The sequence below is a fragment of the Pseudomonas sp. NFACC14 genome, from assembly GCF_900106885.1.
Classification (GTDB): domain Bacteria; phylum Pseudomonadota; class Gammaproteobacteria; order Pseudomonadales; family Pseudomonadaceae; genus Aquipseudomonas; species Aquipseudomonas fluorescens_AA.
On the sequence record NZ_FNOA01000004.1, the window covers coordinates 198,012 to 213,666 of the forward strand.

Sequence of the window (15,655 nt, forward strand, 5' to 3'; positions counted from 1 at the left end):
AGACTTGCGATGAACCAGATCCTTGGCCACAACTATATCGGCGGGGCGCGCAGCGCGGCCGGCCAGACCCGCCTGCAAAGCGTCGATGCCAGCACTGGCGAGGCCTTGCCCCATGATTTCATCCAGGCCACGGCCGAAGAAGTCGATGCTGCCGCCAAGGCCGCGGCTGCGGCTTATCCGGCCTACCGCAGCCTGAGCGCGGTGCGCCGGGCCGAGTTCCTCGAGGCCATTGCCGATGAACTGGACGCCTTGGGCGATGAGTTCGTGGCCGTGGTCTGTCGTGAAACCGCGTTGCCGGCGGCACGGATCCAGGGCGAGCGCGGTCGCACCAGCGGCCAGATGCGCCTGTTCGCCAAGGTCTTGCGCCGAGGCGATTTCTACGGTGCGCGCATCGACCGGGCATTGCCTGAGCGCACGCCATTACCGCGTCCGGACCTGCGTCAATACCGCATCGGCCTGGGGCCGGTGGCGGTGTTCGGCGCCAGTAACTTCCCCCTGGCGTTTTCCACCGCCGGTGGCGACACGGCGTCGGCCCTGGCGGCCGGTTGCCCGGTGGTGTTCAAGGCCCACAGCGGCCACATGGCGACTGCCGAGCACGTGGCCGATGCGATCATCCGCGCGGCGGAAAAAACCGCGATGCCGGCTGGCGTGTTCAACATGATCTACGGCGGTGGTGTCGGCGAATGGCTGGTCAAGCATCCGGCGATCCAGGCCGTGGGCTTCACCGGCTCCCTCAAGGGCGGACGTGCCCTGTGCGACATGGCGGCCGCACGGCCGCAGCCGATTCCGGTGTTCGCCGAAATGTCGAGCATCAACCCGGTGATCGTGTTGCCGCAAGCGCTGGAAACCCGCGCCGAGAGCGTCGCGCGTGACTTGACCGCCTCGGTGGTGCAGGGCTGCGGTCAGTTCTGTACCAACCCGGGCCTGGTGATCGGCATTCGCTCGCCGCAATTCACTGCCTTCACCCAGCAGGTAGCCGCGCTGATCGGCGACCAGGCGCCCCAGACCATGCTCAACGCCGGCACGCTGCAAAGCTACGGCAAGGGCCTGCAGAAATTGCTGGCTCACCCGGGCATCGAGCACCTGGCCGGGCGCGAGCAGCAGGGCAACCAGGCCCAGCCGCAGCTGTTCAAGGCCGATGCCAGCCTGCTGATCAACGGTGACGAGGCGCTGCAGGAAGAAGTGTTTGGCCCGACCACGGTGTTTGTCGAAGTCGCCGACCAGGCACAACTGACCGCCGCGCTGAACGGCCTGCACGGCCAACTGACCGCGACGATGATTGGCGAGCCGGCGGATTTCGAACGGTTCAGCGAATTGACCCCGCTGCTGGAACAGAAGGTCGGCCGCATCCTGCTCAACGGTTATCCGACCGGGGTCGAGGTGTGTGATTCGATGGTGCACGGCGGACCTTATCCGGCGACGTCCGATGCCCGGGGCACCTCGGTGGGCACATTGGCGATCGATCGCTTCCTGCGCCCGGTGTGCTTCCAGAACTATCCCGACAGCCTGCTGCCGGAACCGCTGAAGAACGCCAACCCGCTGGGAATCCTGCGGTTGGTGGATGGGGTGCCGGGGCGCGAGGCGCTCTGACGGCCGCGGTGGGGCAGTTGCATTGAGGTTTGATGGACTGCCGCCATCGCGAGCAGGCTCGCTCCCACAGGGGATTTTTTGTGAACCTGAAGTGGGGGCCACCGCTGATCCTGTGTGGGAGCGAGCCTGCTCGCGATGGCGATCTACCAGTCAAAGGTGCTTTTGAACCTTATGGCCCAAGGCCCACTCGCCCATTGGGTTATCATGGCTACTTTCCCAAAGACCGACTGATCACCATGACTGCCGTAACCGCTCCCCTGCTGCAAGCCCTCGACTCCTGCGACATGCTGATTATCGACGGGCTGCACGCTTTCAATTTTGAGCTCGACGATCAGGACCAACTGCACGTCGAGTGCATGAACGGCCGCACCCTCGAGCACTGGCGTTTCACGCCGGCGCAAATGCAGGCCGCGACGTTCGACAAGGCTTCGAATCACTGGATCATCACCAGTGATTCAGGTGACCACCGTCTGGAATGCGTGGACGCCACCAGCGGCCACGACGATGAGGATGACGAAGATGAAAATGCGTAGGCTCTGGCCATTGTTGATGGCCGGCAGCGTGGGTGCCATGGGCGTCCAGGCGGATACCAGCGAGCGCCATCAAGTGCTGGTGGGTTCCTACACCGCCGGCCAGAGCCAGGGCATCTATCGATTGCAGTTCGACAGCCGCACTGGCCAGCTCGATGCCAACCCGTTGCAAGTGATCAAGACTGACAATCCTTCATGGCTGACGCTGTCCAGCGACATGACCCGGCTGTTCGTGGTCAACGAAAACGGTCCGGGCCAGAAAGACCCGGTGGGCAAGGTCAGCAGCTATGCCATCGACCCGAAGACCCATGCCATCAGCCTGATCAACCAGGTGCAATCCCTGGGCAACGAGCCGACTCACTCCAGCCTCAGCGGCGATGGCCGGCATCTGCTGGTCAGCAACTATTCGGTGCTGGAGGACCCGGGCGGCACCCTGGCGGTATTGCCGGTGGGCGCCGACGGCAAACTGTCGCCGGTGGTGCAACTGAGCAGCCATCAACCGAGCCGGGTCAACCCTGAGCGGCAGATGTCGGCCCACGTGCACTCGGCGGTCTCGTCGCCCGATGGCAAGTACGTGTTCGCCAACGACCTGGGGGCGGACAAGGTGTTCATCTACCGCTACGACCCCAAGGCCAATCCCGAGCTGCCGCTGACTGCCGCCGATCCGGCCTTCGTGCAATTGCCACCTGGCAGTGGACCGCGTCACCTGCTGTTCAGCGCTGACGGCAAGCACGCCTGGCTGACCATGGAAATGAGCGCGCAAGTGGCGGTGTTCGATTACCAGGACGGCCGCCTGACCCAGCGCCAACTGGTCGACCTGGCCGCTGGCAAACCCCAGCCGGGCCGGGCGGCGGCTGCGCTGCATGCTTCCAGCGACGGCAAGTTCCTCTACGTCAGTAACCGTGGCACCACCAACGAAGTGCTGGTGTTCGCCATTGACCCGGCTGCGGGCACGCTCAAAGAGCTGCAGCGGCGCTCGGTCGAAGGCGATCATCCGCGGGAGTTCAGCCTCGACCCGAGCGGAAAATTCCTGCTGATTGCCAATCAGAAGAGCAACCAGATCGTGGTGGTCGAGCGCGATCCAAAGACCGGCCTGCTGGGTAAAACCGTGCAGAAAATGCCGATGGATGCGCCGAGCGACTTGAAGTTCATGCTGCGTCAATAGACCGCAGGCCTTGTTTTTCAAGGCCTGCGCTGTTGTATCAACGAGACTGATATTCGCTAGTACTACAAAGCATTTCAAAGCGAGACGCCTCGGCGCGTAAGTTTGCTCCACGGCCCAACCGGGCAAGTCAGCCAACTGAATCCGAGGTCTACCGCCATGAATCTGAATCTCTTCTCCGTGATCGCCGCTTCCGCCATCTCTGCCACCGTGGCGCTGCCCGCCAGTGCCAGTGTCGAGATCAGCGACAAGAAAAACCGTACCCAGAGCTACACCGAGAAATACCTGCAACAAAGCGCCAACTTCTATGCGGCGCTGGACCACAAGACCCAACACTGAAATCTCGCGCAACGCCTGAAGCCTGCGATCTTTTCATCTTCACTGAACACCGGGTGAAAGAGAAAAGATCGCAGGCTTCGCCGTTTCTGGAAAAGTCCCGCTGTAATATCACTTGGCCATGTGTTTAAATTTGACGCTGACAAATTGACTCCTTCGCAGATAAGGATCGACACCATGGCGATGCGTCTGGCAGTGATGCTGCTGTTTCTCTACTCCACGCCGATTGTCTCGGCGGCCCAACCGGATACCGGTGAGTTGGAAGTGGCGCGCGAGCGCTTATTGAGTCTGCTGAGCGATTGATCGGACCAGGCCGGTTATTGATATTTTGTGGGAGCAAGGCTTGCCCTCGCCACAAGGGTTTTGTGCAGGGCGTTACTTGGCCATGATCGCCACGAACAGCTCCGACGCCAGGAACCTCTGCAGCCAATCCTGTAGCCGCGGATAGGGTGCCTGGGCAAACCAGTCGCGGTCGACGTGGGCGAATTGCCGTATGAAGGGTATCACTGCCACGTCCGCCAGGCTCTGGTGCTCAGCTGCCAGAAACGGCCGGGTTTCAAGCAGTACCTCCAGGCGGCGCAGAAAGTCTTCGCCCTGGCTGCGGTAATGTTCCTTCGGGTGCTCGGGGTAGCGCTCGGGGTATTTGTAGCGATTCAAGTGCAGCTTGAACACCTGGTCGTTTTCCTCGATCAACGCCGCCGTCAACGCCTGGCCATCGACGTTGTCCCGTAGCCGCCAGTCTTGCGGGTCGTGCCGGGCCAAGGCCCAGTTCATGATCTCCAGGCTTTCATCGATCACCCGGCCATCGACCTGCAGCACCGGCACCGTGCCTTTGCTGGAGAGGGCGAGCATCTCGGCGGGCTTGGCCTTCAGGCTGACTTCGACAATCGCCACGTCGACCGCGCTGTAGCGCAAGGCCATGCGCGCTCGCATCGCATAGGGGCAGCGGCGAAAGGAATAGAGCGTGGCGCGGCTCATTTCACCTCCACGGTGCTCAACCCGTTGCCTTGGCGTCGCACCTGGATCTGCACCGGGATCCGCTCGTGCATTTCCTGCACGTGGGAAATCACCGCGACCTTGCGGCCTTGGGCCTGCAAGCCGTCGAGGGCGTCCATCGCCAGTTGCAGTGATTCGGGATCGAGGCTGCCGAAGCCTTCGTCGATGAACAGCGATTCGATCTTCAATGTGCTGGACGCCATCGAGGCCAGGCCCAAGGCCAGGGCGAGGGACACCAGGAAGGTTTCGCCGCCGGACAACGAATGCACCGAGCGCAGTTCATCCCCCATTTCCGTGTCCATCACCAGCAGACCGAGCATGCTGCCGCCACGCTTGAGCCGGTAGCGGCGCACCAATTGCCGCAGTTGGGCATTGGCGTGATGCACCAGCAAGTCGAGGTTGTAGGCCTGGGCCAGCTTGCGGAAGCGGTCGCCGGTAGCCGAGCCGATCAGGGCATCGAGGCGCGCCCAGCGCTGGTATTCGGCGTAGGCCTGTTCGATCTGCTGGGCCAGGGCTTGGTTGGCGTTCTGTCGGCGCTGGTCCTCGGCCTGTTCGGCACGCAGTTCGGCGCAACGCTGTTCGCTGACGGCGAATTGAGCTTGCAGTTCGGCGAGGGCTTCGGCGAGTCGCTCGGGCGCCAGGTTACCGTTGTGCTGGGCCTGGTGGTTGTGCAGGCGCTGCTCGCGTTCGGTGAGCAATACGCTGGCCTGTTCGATGGCCTTTTCGCTGTTGAGCAAGCGCTGGCGCAACTGGCCGACGTGTTGCTCGTCCAGGCTGAGCAGGGCTTCGAGGGCGGCATCGTCCAGTTCAGGATGGCCGGTGCGCCACTGCGCGATACCCGTGGTCAATGCCTGAAGTTCGTGGTCCAGGGATTGCGCCTGCTCCCGGCGGGCCTTGAGTTCGGCGGCCAGTTGCACAAGGCTGTTGCGCACTTGCTGCAACTGCTGATTGGCCGTCGCCTCGGCCTCCCGGGTCTGTTCCAGGCGCTGGTCGAGTTGTTGTTGCCATTGTTCGGCGCTGAGGTGCTCGCCGAGCAGTTGCGCGAGTTTCTCCTGGCAGGCTTGCTGTTGTTCGCTCAGGGCGCTGAATTGCAAGCGGGCCGCTTCCAGCTGCTGGACGCGGGTCTGCTGGCGGTCCTGCTCTTTCTCCAGGGTCTGCTGGCGCTGGCGTTGTTCGTCCAGTTCGTCGCGCTGCTGTTCCAGTTGCTCCAGGCGTTGGGCAATCTGCTGGTCGAGCTGCAGGAAAGTCGCGGCGGGCTCGTTGCGCAAGGCCTGCAAGGTGTCCGCCGGCAGCAGGGCGCTGAAGTGGTCCAGTTCCTCGTCCAGGCGCTGGCGGTCGCGGGCCAGTGCTTGCTGCTGGTTGCCCAGGTGGTGTGACGCCTGCTGGCTGGCCGTTTCGGCCTCGCGCAAGCGCTGGCCCAGGCGTGCGGCGTCCTGCTGCAGGGTCAGCAGGGCGGCTTGGCGTTGTTCGTCCTGGCTGATGCGCAGGTGCAATTGGCTGTTCTGTTGGGCCAGCCAGGCGTCGCGCTTGCCCGAATCCTGGGCCAGCAGTTGCGCCGACAACGGGTGGGCCTCCAGGCTGGGGGCCAGGCTCTGTTGCTGGCTGGCGAGCTGTTCCTGTTGTTGCTTGAGTTCCTTGAGCTGGGCGATGACCCCGCTGTATTGCGCCCGCAGGTCGATGACTGTTTCATTGAGCCGCTCGACGGCTTTGCGGGCGTTGGCCTCTTCGGCTTCATCGAAGCGTCCGAGGTTTTCCAACAGGGCTTCGGGCTGATGATAAGGGTGCTCGACGCTGCCACACACCGGGCAGGGCTGCTCGTCCTGCAACTGTGCGCGCAGTTGTTCGACGCTTTCGCTGCGGGCCAGGCGCTGGCGCTCCAGCAGTTCGCGGGTCACGGTCAGGGTCTGTTCGGCGATGGTCAGCTCGGCCTTGGCTTCGCCACCCTCGCGCACCAGGCGGTCACGTTCCTGCAACGCCTGTTGTTGGCGTCGCTCAAGCTCGGCACCCCGGTTGTCCAGCTCTTGCTGACTGGCCCACAACCGGGTCAGGTCTTCGAAGGCACGCAGTTGCTTGCGGTTGTCTTGCAGCAGGGTGCCGAGCAATTGGATCTGTTCGGCCACGGCCTCCGGCTCGGCGCCAGCTTCCTTGTACAGCACCTCGAGGTCTTGTCGGCGGCTGGCCAGTTCCTCGGCGGCACGGGCAGCGCCTTGCTCCAGCATGGAGAGTTCGGCCTGGCCCTGGTTCAGGCGATTGCCGATCAGCATCAGTTGTTGGAGGCGATCGCGATAGGCGTTCCAGGCGTCGCTCAGCGGTGCCAGGTGCGTGCTTTGTTCAAGCTCGTCGGCGATGCGCTGCAAGCGCTCGGCCACCTGTTTCTGCTGTTCGAGCAAGGTGTCGATGGCGCGCTGGCCTTCGGTGCAGGCTTGTTGCGCCTGGTCCTGGTGCTCGGCGGCCTGGCCGGCGTCTCTGACGAGACGGGCGAGGGTGCTTTGTTCCTCGAAAGCCTGGCGCAATAGCGGCGCGCTGTCGCTGCTTTGTTGCCGGGCCGCGGCCAATGCCAGTTGCGTGACGACCAGGCCTTTTTCCAGTTCGGCTTGCTGTTGGTGCAGGTCGATTTGCCGCTGGGTGAGCTGCTGGATCTGCGCGGCCAAGGGTTCGAGCTGCCGGCTCAGTTCCGCCTGGCGGATGAACTGATGGCGCTGGGGCGCCAGCTGTTCCAGGCGGGTCAGCTTCAGGCGTTCGTCGGCCAGGGCGTTCCAATCGGCCTGGGCCTGTTGCAGCTGTTCGGCGGCGCTGGCGTGTTCATCCTGCAATTGGCGCAGGTCGCGCAGCCAGGTGTGTTGCAGCTCCAGTTGCTTGAGTTGCGCCTGTTGGGCCTTGAGGTGTTGCTGGGCGTCGTTGAAGCGCTGGTCGAGCTCGGCCCGGGCTTCGGGGGCCAACGGGGTGACACCGGTGGCCTGGTCCAGCAGCTGTTTATGGGTTTCCTTGGCTTGCTTGGCCTTGTCGAAGGCGCGGCGGCCGAGGCGGGTATACAGGGCGGTGTCGGTGAGTTTTTCCAGCAGTTCGCTGCGGTCGTTGTCGTCGGCCTTGAGGAACGCGCTGAACTCGCTCTGGGCCAGCAACACGGCGCGGGTGAACTGCTCGAAGTTCAGGCCCAGTGCGGCTTCGAGCTGAGTCTTGTATTCGCCTTTCTGGCTCGCCAGCAGCTGATCGTTGTCCAGGTCCCGCAGGCTCTGGCGGCTGGCTTGCAACTTGCCGCCGGCCTTTTCCCGGGCGCGATTGGCTTCCCAGCGGGCCCGGTAGCGGCGCCCGTCGATGCCGCGAAAATCCACTTCGGCAAAGCCATCGCCGGTGCCACGGCGCAACAGCGTGCGCGGATCGCCCGTGGCAATCTCGCCATCGACGTCCGGCACCTTGGCATCGCGACCGGTATTGTTGAGGCGCGGCACGGCGCCGAACAGCGCCAGGCACAAGGCGTCGAGCAGCGTGCTCTTGCCGGCGCCGGTGGGACCGGTAATGGCGAACAGGCCGGCGCTGGCCAAGGGTTCGGCGGTGAAATCGATTTCAAACGGCCCGGCCAGGGACGCCAGGTTCTTCAGGCGGATCGCGAGGATCTTCATGGTTGCTCGCTCTCCATCTGCACGTCTTGCAACAGCACGGCAAAGTCCTTGAGGGTCTGTTCATCCACTTCGTTGCCATAGGTGTCCTGCCAGGCGCGGCTGAACAGTTCCTGCGGGCTGAGTTGATCCAGTTCCACCAGCGCGTTGTCGTCATCGGCACTGCCGGCGCCACCGTTGCCGGCGTACTCGGCGGCGATCCGTACCAGGCGCACGGCCTTGCCTTGCAGTGCGGTTTCAACCTGGTGGCGCAGGTCCGGCTGCGGTTCGTCGAGGCGCACCCGCACTTCCAGCCAGGGTTGGCGCTGGATGTCGGCCAGCAGGTCGATGTCGGGCAGCGCCTTGAGCTGCCCAAGGATATCGGCCAGGGGAGCCGGGCCCAGGCGTTGCAGGTTGACGGCCCGGGGAATCAGGCGCGGTTCGACCTTGACCAGGGTTTCGCCGTCCAGGGTGATGTCGAGAATCTGATGCTGGTAGCCAATTTCCGAGAATGACAGTGGGATCGGCGAGCCGCTGTAGCGGATGCGCTCTTCGCCGTTGACCTTCTGCGGTTTGTGCAAGTGGCCGAGGGCGACGTAGCTGATGCTCGGGCCGAACAGACTGGCGGGCAGGGCCTCGGCGTTGCCGATGATCAGGCTGCGCTCGGAGTCCTCGGACACCGAACCGCCGGCCATGTGCGCATGACTGATGGCAATCAGCGCCTGACCTTTCTTGCGCTTGCTGTTGGCCGCGGCGATCAGCCACTCATGCACCTGACCGATACCTCGCAGGTAGTCGTCGCCCAGTTGCGCGCCGGTGACTTCGGCGGGGCGCAGGAACGGCAGGGCCAGGCACCATGCCTTGACCTTGCCCTTGGCATCGGGCAATGGCAACAACAGGCGCTCGACGTCCAGTTGGCCGTCGTCCAGCCACAACACCCGGCCCAGGGCGTGGGTGCGCAAGCGGCGCATCAGCGGCGCAGGCAGCTCGATGCGCGAGCCGGAGTCATGGTTGCCGGCGATCATCACGATGGTCAGGTTGGCGTTTTGCTCATGGGCGCTGACGATGAAGTCGTAGAGCCGCTCCTGGGCTTTGACCGGCGGGTTGACGGTGTCGAAGATGTCGCCGGCGATCAGCAGCGCGTCGGGTTTTTCGTGGGTCAGCTGACGCAGCAGCCAGTCGAGGAAACAGGCGTGTTCGAAATCCCGTTCCTGACCGTGCAGGTTTTGCCCCAGGTGCCAGTCGGAGGTGTGAAACAGACGCAAGGCAAACTCCAGAAAACAGATGATGGCCGCGATGAAGAGAAGGGCGGCTAAAAGAAGGAGAGTTTACTGGGAAACGGGGGGGAGGACTTGTTCAACTTCGTTGGATGTACCGATCAAGTCTGGAGTCAACTCTGTGGCGAGGGGATTTATCCCCGATAGGCTGCGAAGCAGCCTTGGAATCCTGCATCTTCATTTGTCTGTTTGATGGCGTCGACAGTGTTGGGGCCGCTTCGCAGCCCAGCGGGGATAAATCCCCTCGCCACAGGTGCTGTGGCTGGCTTTATTGCTCTGCATCAATGCGTGAGTTACTTGGGGTAAAGCGGCGGCAACCCGGAATCACCGGCCGAATCCAGCGCCCCTTCGGTAGGCGGGATGGTGCGGATGGCGCGCCACAGGTCTTCGCCTTGCCAATGCTGGCCGGTCTCGCTGTAGAGCGCGCCGTTGAGGCCATCCAGGGCGTCGGACAGCGGCACGAAGCGCGCCGCCATGTCGGCCAGGGTTTCCGGTTGCTGGCGGGCCCAGGCGTCCAGGGCCTGGCGGGTGGCGTGGGGGTCGTTGGCCAGGCAGGTGCGCTTGAGGTCGTCCAGCAGGGTGCGCGGGCTCGGTCCGGCCTGGGTCGAGCGCAGGACGGCCGGCTGCCAACGGGCGCGCCACCACAAGCCAAAGCCGAGCAGCGTCGTGCAGGCCAGGATCAGGCTGCTCAGTTGCCAATACCACAGGGTCTCGCTGTCGACCGTCGTCACGATCTGCGCCGTGCCGGCGGGTGTATCCACCATCAGGCTCGGATTGTTCGCCACCTGCAGGGTCCGCGCCGGGAGGCTGGTGCGGTCCAGGTGATCTTCCAGGGTGTTCCACCAGACCACTTCCACCGGTGGCAGCTCGATGGTGCCGCTACGGTTGGGCACCAGCGCCTCGCGGTCTTCGCGGCTGCCCACCAGCCCGCGTTCACTGCTGCGGCTGCTGAGTACCGGCTGGTCCGGATAACGTCGCAGGCCGTTGATCTCAGTGGCCGGCAGCGGTGGTAATTGGGCGCTGGCCAGGCCTTCGGCTTCCAGGGTCAGGCTGCGGGTCAGGGAGTCGCCCACCTGGCTGTGGGTCGGTTCCGGGCTCCAGCTCTCGCTCAAGGACAGGCTGCGGGCCGGCAACCAGGGCACGTCGGCCGGGTAGCTGGCGGGCTTGGGCTTGACGTTCAACTGCAATAGCTCGGAGCTTACCCGCATCAATTGGCCGGGCTTGGGGCCCGAAGGGGCCGCGTCCTGGGCCACCGGTTCGACCAGAGTGGCGCTGAAGGTCTGGGCCGGGATCGTCAGTTCGCCGCTGCGCTGCGGGTAGATGCCATAACGCAGTTCGATCACGCCGTGGCGCACATCGTTGATGACCTTTTCATAGGTGCGCGATTCGCCCAGTTGTTCGGTGCGGGCATCGGGGATATGCAGCGGCGTCAGGCTGCTGTCGTCGTACAGCGACACCGAATGGTAGATGCGCAATGTCAGGATTGCCTGGGCCTGCACATACACCTGGGTCTGGTCGAGGCTGGCCTCGATGAACACCGGCGCCAGGGTCCCGGACGCATTGCGGGTTTCGCTTTCGATGACTTGCAAGGTGATCGGCTGGCTGGTCACTTCGCCCAGTTGCAGCGGGGGAATGATCACGGTGCCGCTCTGGCGCGGCAGCAGGGTGACGATCCAGCGGGTGGTGGCGCGGTTCTCGCCGTCGAGGGTCGTCAACTGGTTGACCTGACGGGTGCCGCGCACATCGAACAAGGCCTGGAGCGGGCCCAGGTCGGGTTTGCCGAACAACGTGGCGTCGTTGGATTCCAGGGTCAGCTCCACCGTTTCCCCGGAGTTCAGGCGGCTGCGGTCCACACTGGCCGTCAGCTGTGCAGCCTGGGTTCCAGAGGCCCAGAGCAGCAAGACGAGGAGGTAGGCGGTGAAGCGGGTCATGGGGTTTTTCCCTGGGCCTGATGGCTTTGCTGTTCATACCAGAATTTACGCCTGAGCAGCTCGCCGGGATTGTCCGGGATCTGGCGCAGCCATTGTTCCATGGCCTGGCGTTGTTCTTCTTCATTGCGCTGGCCGGCGGCGGGACGCAGCGGCGGCGTGGTGGTCTGCTCGTCAGGCAGTTCGCTGCCCGGCACATCCTGGGCGGTGGGCGCTTGCGCGGTTCGCGGGGGTTGGGATTCGTCCGGGGTCGCGGTTGCCTCGGCGGATGGCTGGCCCGCTTCGGAAGATTGACTCGTCGAAGTGCTATCCGGCGTTTGCTCGGCCTGGCCCGGCTCCTCGCGCTCGGCGGGCTTGGGCTCTGGCGTCGGTGGTGCCTGTTCGTTCAACAGGTTCTGAACCAGGGCCTTGTTGGTCTGGGCCGGGCGCAGGTCGGGTTGCAATTCCAGGGCTTGTTCATAGGCATCCAGTGCGGCTTCCAGCTCACCGCTTCGGGCCAGGGCATTGCCACGATTGTAGTGGGCACGGGCGTCGTTGCCTTCGGCGAAGCGCCGGGCGGCTTCGCTGTATTGGCCGGCTTCGTACAGGGCGACGCCTTGCCATTGGCTGTCTTCGAAGTGGGCGGCGGCTTCGGCCGGGCGCTTTTGCTTGAGCAAGTGCTGGCCCTGTTGGTCGGGGCGCAACCACAAATCCTGGAATTCGAAAGCGTGGCCGGTTTGCGGCAAGACGAACAGCAGCGGCAGGCAGAACAGCCAGCCTCGACGCCCGGCGCAAGCGGCCAGCAGCAGCAAGGGCAGGAGCAGCCAATAACCCTGGTCGGCCCAGGTGTCCAGGCGCAACGTCTGGCCGTCGCTGCGCAGATGGCGAGGACCGTCCAGCAGACCCAGGCCACGCAGGTCGCTGTCATCCAGCCGCGCCGGTCGGTAGCGGCCGTCCAGCTCGTTGGCGAAGGCCTTGAGGCCCGGGTTGTCCAGGCGCGGTACCAGGATCGAGCCCTGGGCATCCTTGAGGTAACTGCCATCTTCCTGGGCCACCGGCGCGCCTTCGCGGGTACCGATGCCCAGCATCAGCCATTGGGTGGCGGAACCGTCCAGGACCTGGCGGATACCTTCACGTTCCTGCTCGTTCAACGACGAACCGATCAGCAGGATCCGACCGTGGCCGAGTTCACCCTGGTCCAGCAGGGCCATGGCTTTATGAACGGCCAGGTCGGCGCGATGACCGCTTTGGGGCATGATCGACGGCGCGAGGGCTTCGAGCAGGTTGGTGCTGGTGGCCAGGTCGTCGGACAGCGGCACCAGCGTATGGGCGCTGCCGGCATAGACGATGATCGCGGTCTGGGCATCGCTGCGGTTCTGCAGCAGGTCCAGCACCTTGCGCCGGGCCTGTTCCAGGCGCGTGGGCGGGACATCGGTGGCGAGCATTTCCGGGGTCAGTTCCAGTATCACTACCAGCGGATCGGCGGGTTTCTGGCTGGTCTGTTCGACCCGCGCCCAGCTTGGCCCCAGCAACGCCAGCACGATCAGCAGCCAGCCCAGGCCCAGGGCAATCCACGGCAGCCGGCTTTCCCGACCACTGCCACCACTGAGCAGTACCGCATGAAAGGCCGGCGGCAAGATCATCTGCCAGCGGCCCACCCGTTTCTGCCGGTGCCACAATTGCCAGAGCAACCAGCCCAGCAACGGCAGCAGTAACACGAACCAGGGGCGCAGCCAGTGCGGCCAGAGGGCGATCATCGACGCCTCCGCAAGCGCAGGCGCTTGAGCCGCTGGCGCCACTCGGTAGGTTGGGACGGCTGGAACAGCGGCCGGTTGAACAGGCGTTGCAGTGGATTGTCCGGCCAGCGCGCCCTGACCACCAGCAATAGGCTCAACAGCAGCGCAGCGGCCAGGGGCCAGTGATACAGCGCCAGGGCAGGGCGTGCCTGGGTCGGTTGCTGGGTCACCGGTTCGAGCTGGTCGAGGGTGGTCTTGATCGCCAGCAATTGCTCACCATCCTGGGCACGAAAATAGCGACCGCCCGTGACCTGGGCAATCTCCTTGAGGGACGGTTCGTCGAGGTCCAGGCTCGGGTTGACGCCGAGGAAGCCCGCCGTGCCACTTTGCTCCGGGTCGGCACCAATGCCGATCGGGTAGATTTTCACGCCTTCGTCGGCGGCCAGCCGCGCGGCGGTCAGCGGGTCGATTTCGCCGCCGTTGTTGGCACCGTCGGTGACCAGGATCAATACGCGACTGTGGGCCGGACGCTGGCGCAGGCGCTTGAGGGCCAGGCCGATGGCGTCGCCGATGGCGGTATTCTTGCCAGCGATGCCGATGCGCGCCTCGTCGAGCCAACGACGCACGGTGCGGCGGTCGAAGGTCAGCGGTGCCTGCAAGTAGGCCTGGCTGCCGAACAGGATCAGGCCGACCCGGTCACCTTCGCGTCCTTCGAGAAAATCCCCGAGCATGTGCTGGACCAGCGCGAGGCGACTGACTTCTTCGTCCTTCCACTGCATGTCGGGAAAGTCCATGGAGCCCGAGACGTCCACCGCCACCAGCAGGTCGCGCCCGCTGGCGGCAATGGGCAGCGGTTCCCCCAGCCACTGCGGTCGTGCAGCGGCGATCAGCAACAGCAGCCAGAGCAGGATAAAGGGCGCTTGTTGCCGCCAGGTCGGCAGATTGGCCCGGGCCCGACGGCCCACCAGGCCTTCCAGGTCGCCGAGGAAGCTGACCTTGAGCGCCGGCTCGCCGCTGTCGGCCGCCGGCAGCACCAGGCGCATCAGCCAGGGCAGCGGCAACAGGGCGAACACCCACGGCCAGGCGAATTCAAACATGTTTGCGAATCCAGATTTCGACCGCCTGGGTCAGGCCGGCGATGGCTTTGTCATCGAGCTTGCATTCGGGCTTGTAGGCGCCTTCCACCAATACCATCCAGCGCGTCAAGCCAGCGGCCGGGCAACGGTTATCCAGGAAGGCCAGCCATTTGCGCCCGTTGAGGGTGTGGCTCTGGCTGTAGGGGTAGTGGTTGCGGCACAGGCGCTTGAGCAGCCCGTTGAGTTGCTGCAACCAGGCGCCGGCCGGCGCGCCGTCGTAGGGCTTGGGCAGCCGGGCGAGTTCGGCCAGGGCGGCCAGGCGCACCGGGTCCAGGGCTTGCTCGCTGCGGTCGGCGGTGCGCTTGGCGGGAATGAACCGGCGCAATTGCCACAGCCCCAGGCCCAGCAACGGCAACATCAGCAGTAGCAACCACCAGCCCGGCGCGGGCGGCCAGAAACCAATGGGCGGTGGCGCCATCAGCGGCTGCAATTGATCGAGACTGCTCATCGGCTTTTCCCGGTCCGCTTGGGGTTCAGGTAGTCGCGCAGCTGCTCGACCATGTCGCCCTGGGTACTCAGGGGCATCATCAGGATTCGCAGCTTTTGCGCCAGCAATTCCCAACGCGCCTGGCGTGCCTCGGCCTGGGCGCGATAGGCCTGGCGCAGTTCGAAATTCAGGGTGTCGAGCTCCAACTGCGCGCCACGCTGGGCGAAGCGCAGCAAGCCGGCGGCGGGCAAGGCGTGATCCAGCGGGTCCGACAGCGGTAGCAGCAACAGATCGCAATGGCGCGACAGCAGGCTCAGTTGCTGTTCGGCGCTGTCGGACAATGCACGCTCGTCGCAAATCACGATCACCAGGCTGCCGGGCCGCAGCACTTCCCGGGCCCGGCGCAGGGCGATGCCGAACGAGTCGCGGTCCGGCTCGCCCTCGGTGTGCAGTGACTGATTGACCCGCACCAGCCGGTTGAGCAATTGCAACAGGCTCTGCTTGCTGCGCCGGGGCTTGACCTCGTAATGGGTGTTGTTACCGAACACCAGGCCGCCGACCCGGTCGTTATGCCCCAGCGCGGCCCAGCCGATCAGGCTGGCGGCCTGGGCGGCGAGTACCGACTTGAACATCAGCCCCGAGCCGAAGAACAGCCGGTGGCTTTGCTCGATCATGATGAAGATCGGCCGCTCCCGCTCTTCGTGGAACAGCTTGGTGTGAGGCTCCTGGGTCCGGGCGGTGACACGCCAGTCGATGGTGCGTACGTCGTCGCCGGCCTGGTAGACCCGCACCTGGTCGAAATCCACCCCACGCCCGCGCAGCTTGGAGTGGTGCAGGCCGATCAGCGGGCTGCGCTGGCCCGGTGTCGAGAACAGCTGCACCTCGCGCACGCGATGGCGCATCTCGATCAGCTCCGAAAGGCTGACGCGGATGCCCGGTGCGGGCGCCAGGGGGTTATTCAT

General features: G+C 64.6%; 13 protein-coding genes. 5 read left to right on the forward strand and 8 right to left on the reverse strand.

The annotated features are described in order from the left end of the window. The first annotated feature begins 9 nt into the window (after window positions 1-9). From BLU85_RS09500 to BLU85_RS31355, 5 genes are all read left to right on the forward strand, one after another. The gene (locus BLU85_RS09500) at window positions 10-1,590 is read left to right on the forward strand and encodes an aldehyde dehydrogenase (NADP(+)) (RefSeq protein ID WP_092198232.1); all 1,581 of its coding nucleotides are present in this window, start codon (window positions 10-12) and stop codon (window positions 1,588-1,590) included. A gap of 236 nt (window positions 1,591-1,826) precedes the next feature. Continuing rightward, complete coding sequence (locus BLU85_RS09505; RefSeq protein ID WP_170847558.1) at window positions 1,827-2,123, forward strand: DUF5629 family protein; 297 nt, start codon at window positions 1,827-1,829, stop codon at window positions 2,121-2,123. Further along, window positions 2,110-3,285, forward strand: coding sequence for a lactonase family protein (locus BLU85_RS09510; protein ID WP_092198239.1), 1,176 nt, complete (start codon window positions 2,110-2,112; stop codon window positions 3,283-3,285). The genes BLU85_RS09505 and BLU85_RS09510 overlap by 14 nt, the downstream gene beginning before the upstream one ends. A 156-nt stretch (window positions 3,286-3,441) precedes the next feature. Continuing rightward, window positions 3,442-3,621: a hypothetical protein gene (locus tag BLU85_RS09515; protein WP_003202673.1), complete on the forward strand. Its 180-nt coding sequence runs from the start codon at window positions 3,442-3,444 to the stop codon at window positions 3,619-3,621. A 174-nt stretch (window positions 3,622-3,795) separates the two neighbouring features. Further along, window positions 3,796-3,921: a hypothetical protein gene (locus tag BLU85_RS31355; RefSeq protein ID WP_256326513.1), complete on the forward strand. Its 126-nt coding sequence runs from the start codon at window positions 3,796-3,798 to the stop codon at window positions 3,919-3,921. A 72-nt stretch (window positions 3,922-3,993) separates the two neighbouring features. On the opposite strand, the gene BLU85_RS09520 is transcribed toward BLU85_RS31355, so the two are convergent. The 8 genes from BLU85_RS09520 to BLU85_RS09555 all read right to left on the reverse strand — a co-directional run bounded on the left by BLU85_RS09520 (window position 3,994) and on the right by BLU85_RS09555 (window position 15,655). Next, window positions 3,994-4,596, reverse strand: a complete 603-nt coding sequence (locus BLU85_RS09520) for a glutathione S-transferase (RefSeq protein WP_092198242.1) — start codon at window positions 4,594-4,596, stop codon at window positions 3,994-3,996. Further along, on the reverse strand, window positions 4,593-8,234 hold the full coding sequence (locus tag BLU85_RS09525) for an AAA family ATPase (RefSeq protein WP_092198245.1): 3,642 nt from the start codon (window positions 8,232-8,234) through the stop codon (window positions 4,593-4,595). The genes BLU85_RS09520 and BLU85_RS09525 overlap by 4 nt, the downstream gene beginning before the upstream one ends. Further along, the gene (locus BLU85_RS09530) at window positions 8,231-9,475 is read right to left on the reverse strand and encodes an exonuclease SbcCD subunit D C-terminal domain-containing protein (RefSeq protein WP_092198248.1); all 1,245 of its coding nucleotides are present in this window, start codon (window positions 9,473-9,475) and stop codon (window positions 8,231-8,233) included. Before BLU85_RS09530 ends, BLU85_RS09525 begins: the two co-directional genes overlap by 4 nt. A 305-nt stretch (window positions 9,476-9,780) precedes the next feature. After that, complete coding sequence (locus BLU85_RS09535; protein WP_092198251.1) at window positions 9,781-11,418, reverse strand: BatD family protein; 1,638 nt, start codon at window positions 11,416-11,418, stop codon at window positions 9,781-9,783. Next, window positions 11,415-13,151, reverse strand: a complete 1,737-nt coding sequence (locus BLU85_RS09540; RefSeq protein ID WP_092198254.1) for a tetratricopeptide repeat protein — start codon at window positions 13,149-13,151, stop codon at window positions 11,415-11,417. Before BLU85_RS09540 ends, BLU85_RS09535 begins: the two co-directional genes overlap by 4 nt. Beyond that, window positions 13,148-14,227 carry a vWA domain-containing protein gene (locus BLU85_RS09545; RefSeq protein ID WP_092198257.1) on the reverse strand — a complete coding sequence of 360 codons (1,080 nt, stop codon included), beginning with the start codon at window positions 14,225-14,227 and terminating at the stop codon, window positions 13,148-13,150. Before BLU85_RS09545 ends, BLU85_RS09540 begins: the two co-directional genes overlap by 4 nt. After that, window positions 14,220-14,714, reverse strand: coding sequence for a DUF4381 domain-containing protein (locus BLU85_RS09550; protein WP_092198260.1), 495 nt, complete (start codon window positions 14,712-14,714; stop codon window positions 14,220-14,222). Before BLU85_RS09550 ends, BLU85_RS09545 begins: the two co-directional genes overlap by 8 nt. Next, window positions 14,711-15,655, reverse strand: coding sequence for a DUF58 domain-containing protein (locus tag BLU85_RS09555; RefSeq protein ID WP_092198263.1), 945 nt, complete (start codon window positions 15,653-15,655; stop codon window positions 14,711-14,713). The genes BLU85_RS09550 and BLU85_RS09555 overlap by 4 nt, the downstream gene beginning before the upstream one ends.